General features: G+C 49.9%; 7 protein-coding genes. 6 read left to right on the forward strand and 1 reads right to left on the reverse strand.

Translation table 11 applies throughout. The annotated features are described in order from the left end of the window. The first annotated feature begins 3 nt into the window (after positions 1 to 3). The 6 genes from C0081_RS03810 to C0081_RS03835 all read left to right on the forward strand — a co-directional run bounded on the left by C0081_RS03810 (position 4) and on the right by C0081_RS03835 (position 3,599). Entirely contained in the window at positions 4 to 333 is a 330-nt protein-coding gene (locus C0081_RS03810; protein WP_101532488.1) for a hypothetical protein, read from the forward strand. Positions 334 to 510: 177 nt separating this feature from the next. Then, a complete protein-coding gene (locus tag C0081_RS03815; protein ID WP_101532489.1) occupies positions 511 to 744 on the forward strand; it encodes a hypothetical protein in 234 nt (77 codons plus the stop codon). Positions 745 to 746: 2 nt separating this feature from the next. Next, positions 747 to 1,433 carry a 5-oxoprolinase subunit PxpB gene (gene pxpB / locus C0081_RS03820; protein ID WP_101532490.1) on the forward strand — a complete coding sequence of 229 codons (687 nt, stop codon included), beginning with the start codon at positions 747 to 749 and terminating at the stop codon, positions 1,431 to 1,433. Then, positions 1,430 to 2,428, forward strand: coding sequence for a 5-oxoprolinase subunit C family protein (locus C0081_RS03825; RefSeq protein WP_101532491.1), 999 nt, complete (start codon positions 1,430 to 1,432; stop codon positions 2,426 to 2,428). The genes pxpB and C0081_RS03825 overlap by 4 nt, the downstream gene beginning before the upstream one ends. Continuing rightward, complete coding sequence (locus tag C0081_RS03830; protein WP_101532492.1) at positions 2,425 to 2,835, forward strand: acyl-CoA carboxylase biotin carboxyl carrier protein subunit; 411 nt, start codon at positions 2,425 to 2,427, stop codon at positions 2,833 to 2,835. The genes C0081_RS03825 and C0081_RS03830 overlap by 4 nt, the downstream gene beginning before the upstream one ends. Next, entirely contained in the window at positions 2,832 to 3,599 is a 768-nt protein-coding gene (locus C0081_RS03835) for a LamB/YcsF family protein (protein ID WP_101532493.1), read from the forward strand. Before C0081_RS03830 ends, C0081_RS03835 begins: the two co-directional genes overlap by 4 nt. A gap of 937 nt (positions 3,600 to 4,536) precedes the next feature. Here C0081_RS03835 and gndA read toward each other — a convergent pair. Continuing rightward, positions 4,537 to 5,958, reverse strand: a complete 1,422-nt coding sequence (gndA, locus tag C0081_RS03840) for an NADP-dependent phosphogluconate dehydrogenase (RefSeq protein ID WP_101532494.1) — start codon at positions 5,956 to 5,958, stop codon at positions 4,537 to 4,539. Positions 5,959 to 6,112: the final 154 nt, after the last annotated feature.

The following is a 6,112-nucleotide window of genomic DNA, read 5'->3' on the forward strand; positions in this document are numbered from 1 at the left end:
TCCATGATGGACCCGGAAGCCCTCAAACTCCTGATGCAACTTGCGGCAGATCCTGATACCGCCGCACGGGAACTTCATAACGAGGAGTTCCATGTAAAGATCGCTGCATCTGGTATGGACCGATTTGCTATGGTTCAATCTGATCTTTCCGGTGACGTATCACAACGTTCGCAAACCACGGAGCTTCAATCCTCCCAAGCCTCGATTGCGGTACCATCGTGTCATCCCCCCCTTTTGCGGTCTTCTTCATGCTTCTCGTTTTCGGGCTCTCCCTTTGTGTCCGACGGCAATACAATCAAGCAGGGTGATGCGATACGCGTAATCGGTCCATAAAAATGCTCAATCCTGTTGTCGTACCATGCTCTGTCAAAATTACTAAAGTTTATGAAAAAGACGGTCGGTATGCCGTTTCAAAACGAGCGCCGTTTCGGATTTCGTAGGCGTTATGCTTGCAATAGTATCAATCGCAAGCCTACGTAAATTCGCACAACGATCCACTGGATCAAGCGTATGGATGGGCATTTGTTTAAAGAGCATGACATCCTGCCCTATGGCGGCTTTCTGATTGTCAAAATGATCGTTCAAGCGGACAGCAAAATGTCGTTCCGGACCATTTCAAAAACAATTTGGGAGATAATCGTCGGGACAACAAAAACCAACATCCCAATGCTACGCGACATCCTCAAGAGCGATTTGGTTCAAAGAGGCGGCGTTGAAGCCCACTTTCTGGAAACAGGCACCTAAAAATGACAAATAAAGCTGGAACTTTCGCGAAATCAAAGGACCACGCACAAATTAGTTTGCTTGGCACAACTGCCATGCTTTTCGAAGCGCCTGGAAAATTTGATCTCCAAAGCCAACGGAGAATTTGGGCGCTGGCTGATGCCGTGCAAGACTGGGCAGACATCAAAGAAGCCGTTCCGGGCATGACCAATCTCATGTTGACTTTTAAGGAACCTCCACAAGACCCCAAAGCCATGGAAACAGCCCTTCTGAAAGCTTGGGATAAAGCCAATACTTGGAATATCCAAGGTAAGACAGTCGAGATTCCGGTCGTCTATGGTGGCGAACTTGGCCCACATTTGCACGATGCCGCGAAACTTACGGACTTGTCCATCGATGAGGTCGTCTCAATTCATGCGTCTGGTGACTATGCGGTGTTTGCGCTTGGCGCGCACCCCGGCCTTGGATATCTGGGCATCACCGACAAACGCATTTGGGTCCCACGCAGAGAGGTTCCCGTGTTGAGCGTACCGGCTGGATCCGTCTCTATAGGCGGCATGCAAACCGCAGTTTCCGCGTCGGCTGGCGCGAGTGGATGGCATACGTTGGGCCACACAGATATTGAGTTTTTCTTCCCTGAAAAAACACCACCAACACTTCTTGCAGCGGGTGACTCAGTGAAATTCCGTGTCGAAAGGATCATTCGATGATTAAGATTGTTTCCACTATCGGATTGTCCACGGTTCAAGATCTTGGACGGGACCAGAATTATCGGCATGGAGTGAGCATCGGCGGCGCCATGGACCGGTTAGCCCTTGCATTGGGCAATGCATTACTGGGCAACCCAGAAGGCGCAGCCTCAATCGAAGCTACACTTTATCCGTTCAAGATTGAGTTCCTCTCCGATATGGATTGTGCAGTCACTGGCGCTGATTCCAGCGCCGATCTGGATGGGCAGCGGCTTCCCACGAACTGGGCCTTCAAGGCAAAGCAGGGCCAAGTTCTTACGCTCAACCGCCTTGTATCTGGGTCCTTTGCCTATATCGCCCTGCGTGGTGGCATCGATGTACCCGAAATTCTAGGGTCGCGGGCGACTCACTTGCGATGCACTTTTGGCGGATACGAAGGACGCATGCTCAAGCCGGGTGATATATTGAACGCGGATAGGCCACAACAAAACGCGCGCACCTTGCCTGAAGGTGGCTTTGGTGCTGAATCGCCACAAACAGCTCTGACAGCCCCCAAAAGCCTCTATCATAGCGATAGCGGGATAACATTGATGCGCTATTTGCCCGCCGCGGAACATCCCCATTTTGATGACACTTCTCTGAAAGATCTTGTTCAAACGCCTTGGCAAATCACACCTCAGAGCAGCCGCGCGGGCTTCCGATTGTCCGGCCCTACTCTTCGTCTCAAAGAGACATTAGAAATGCGATCCCACGGCATTGTGCCCGGTGTTATTCAGGTTCCTCCGGGCGGTGCGCCTATTGTTCAAACGGCAGATTCGCAGACTTCGGGGGGCTACCCCAAAATCGGCACGGTCATAGAGCCCGATCTTTGGCGTTTGGCACAAACCCGAATTGGCTCGAACATCCAGTTTGTTGAAACCACCTATGCAGAGGCGATAGCTGCCCACAGGGAAATGCAGGCTTATTTGGCCAATGTCCGTTCCTTGACAGAGACTTACAGGGATTTTCTTCAATGACCATCCGTTCAAAACTCGAGCAGCTCAAAACAAGATTTTTAGACATCGTTGCGCTTGCAAAACCGTCCAATTCGCACGCGTTGGAGATTGGCGAGAGTACTCTCCCCTTTCCTGCAGGCGTTAATGGCAGCTCCCGGTCGGCAAATTCGACGGCCAGTAAAAAGCTGGTTGCTCGAGCCTCGGGTGTTTATCTGCCAACACACCCCGATCAATCGATGCCAGCAGCTCAGCTCGGCGATATTGTCACAAAAGGCGACCGTTTGGGCTTCATCAAAATGGGCCCTCTATTAACACCGATCGTTGCGCAAATCGATGGCTCAATCACCAATATATGCTGTCAGTCGGGACAAACCGTCGAATACGGCACCGTGTTGTTTGAAATCGAACCAAAAGGCACATCGCTATGAAAATTGATTTGAACTCCGATCTGGGCGAAGGATTTGGCCCTTATACAATCGGGGATGATGAAGCTCTTCTCAAAATCGTAACGTCAGCCAACATCGCTTGCGGTTATCACGCTGGGGATGCAGTGATTATGGACCGCACAGTTCGGGCGGCCTTGGCAAACGGTGCCGATATTGGGGCTCATGTCGGCTTCCCTGATCGTTTGGGATTTGGTCGCCGTCCAATGATGATGGATCTGGCTGAGCTTGAGAAGCACGTCATTTATCAACTTGGCGCCTTGGCTGGAATAGCCAAAGCGGCGGGTCACAAAATGACGCACATGAATTTTCATGGCGCTCTTGGTAACATGGCATTTGTCGAAAAGGACCTAGCCGAAATGCTAGTCGACGCAGTCGCGTCTTTTGATCCCGACCTGATACTACTGTGCCTTGCGAACACAGAGTTTTCCAGAGCCGCTGAAAATAAGGGCTTCCGTACGGCCAATGTATTCCTAGCCGATCGCGCTTATGACGACCATGGTATTTTGGTAAAACGAGGTCTGCCCGGAGCGGTGATCAAAGATCCTCTAGCGGTCACCGAGCGAGTGCGCCAGTTTCTTTCCGACGGCGCAATCATCAGTATCAATGGCAAAAGGCTCACGACTCCGATTCACACCATCTTAGTTCACGGCGACACACCAGGCTCAGTCAATCTGGCCAAGTCTATCCGGACACTGATCAAGGCAGAAGGACATGAGATCGCCCCTTTGTCAAAAATCCTGGTTTGAATGATGTTTGAGATTGCGGAGTATCTTTCCGACTGCGCGAAGATGCTCCCTTTTACCCACGATGAGGCAAGGTTTGCTGAGGCACCGATCCACCCAACATAAGTTCGGGCTTCAGCCTTAAGTGCTCACTTAAGTTGGGATCAAAGTTTTTTGATCCTGCGTCTGACAGGATTCTAAAAAGCAACTCTGACGCTTTTGCCGACAAGCCGAGGATCAACCCCGATCGTTGATATTGGAGGATGACAGAAACGCGACATTTTTTAAAACCGATGGTTCAAAATCGTAAACGGTGTGCTTGTAAATCGGCATTTTCTATCGCTGCAATAAAGCCTTTTCGCCGCGCACCGGCCCGCGTGCCAGCATTTTGTGATTCTCCAAGAAACCCTATCTTGCAATATCTCGGCTGATTTTCCAGTGTGACCGACACAACATAGAATATGCGCTTCCGGTCTGCGCCGTAGCATGAATTCAATAAGCCCTTCTTCCTTCTCTGCCATATAACAGGTGTGTCCGATTAACCGTAGCTTCCCCACCTTGGAACGCTCTTCTGTCAAAACATGAACAGTTTGAGCCATTTGCTGATTGTTCAGCGATGGGAAAAGAACAGAAACGATCCCAGAGCGTCTGGAAGAGAGGCTGCCAACCGTTATATCCGGAACAGACCCAAGCGCCTTGACCGCTTCCAGAACCCGTTTTCTTGTTGCCTAAATGACAAACCCAGCTTCTTTGTGGGCACAAGACACCATCATAGTAAAAACACCCGCTGCTTTTGCGACATCCCTCATCGTGATTTTTGAAAAATCGTGTCTGTGGACCATGAACGTGCTTTGTTATGAAATTCGTCCCCAGACTGGGGTCTGTTCCCGAACATAAATCAGATTGCCGAAATAATGGCGTGTCTTTCTCTGCTAAAGCACTAAAAAGACACCCATAAACTTTACCACTGAGTATGAAATAATCCTTCACGATCAATGCGTTCGTAGGTATGAGCACCGAAAAAATCCCTCTGCCCTTGAAGCAGGTTGGCCGAGAGCCGCGCACTCCGGTAGCCGTCATAGTAGGCTACAGCTGATGACAACGCAGGAATAGGAACCCCTTGCTTGATGGCAAGATGCAGACAGGAACGCCAGTCCTTCTGGCAATCAGCAAGCTTTTGAGCGAAGACGGGCGCGCACATCAGGTTTGCCAAATCCGGCGTTTCCAAATAAGCCTTTGCAATGTCATCCAGCATGGAAGCCCGGATAACACATCCATTGCGCCAAATCTTGGCCACTTCAGTGATATCAATATCCCATTTTTGCTCCTTCGAGGCGGCTGTAATCAGTCCCAAGCCTTGCGCATAAGCAACAATCACTGCAGCCACGACAGCATTGCGCAAGGATCCAATAGATGATCCGGCAGCCACCGCCGCATTGCAACGCGGGCCTTCCAGTTTTGCCGAAGCAAAGACCCGCTCATCTTTCATAGCGGCCATAGATCTGGCGAAAACAGACTCCGCGATTGTTATTGCAGGCACACCATAATGGAGCGCCGCTTCAGAACTCCATCTCCCCGTCCCCTTCTGTCCAGCGTTGTCCATGATCATATCGATCAACGCACCAGAACCAAGATCATCCTTCTTTTGAAGAACTTTCGCGGAGATTTCGATCAAATAGGACTGCAAATCCGTTTCGTTCCATTCATCAAAGACCCGTCCACACCACTGCGCATCGAGATGATAGACATCGCGCATGATCATATAGGCTTCCGAAATGATCTGCATAATCGCATATTCAATGCCATTATGAACGGTCTTTACAAAGTGCCCCGCCCCATCGCTTCCGACAAGAGCGCAGCACGGCGCATCTTCATATTTTGCAGCAATTGCATCCAACATCGGCCGGGCACGTTCATAGGCATCCTTGTTGCCGCCTGCCATCATAGAAGGGCCGTTGCGGGCACCTTCTTCTCCGCCAGAAATTCCAATACCGAAAAAGTGCATCCCCTTTTCGTTGAGAAGACGTTCTCGTATTATGGTTTCCTGAAAATGGGAGTTCCCGCCGTCAATCAGGCTATCGCCCCGCTTGAGTAAAGGTATGAAAGACTGAATCATCGCATCAACTGGCTCGCCAGCCTTCACCATAAACAGGATGAACCTCGGCGAAGCCAGTTCATCAACGAGGCTCCGTTTAGAATCCACCAGAGTGACCTGTTTTGTCAGGTCAGTATTGACCTCATTTGCCAATTGTTCTGCGAAACTTTCTCTAGCCTTTTCCCATGGATCAAATACGGCGACTTCAAACCCTTTATCGGCGAAGTTTAAAGCCAAATTTCTTCCCATGACGCCGAGTCCGACGATACCGATATTATGACGTCCCATATTTCCCTCTTCCAGAGCTTCTAAAAGTCAAACCATAGTATAAATTTAACTACACACCCTACATGGTATCGATATCATTCGATATATTCAGAATAATTATGGGGGCATAACTTTATTATATATGCACAACAGGATCTAGAAGGTGATTTGTACC

The sequence above is a fragment of the Cohaesibacter celericrescens genome (assembly GCF_002866925.1).
GTDB classification, from domain to species: Bacteria; Pseudomonadota; Alphaproteobacteria; order Rhizobiales; family Cohaesibacteraceae; genus Cohaesibacter; species Cohaesibacter celericrescens.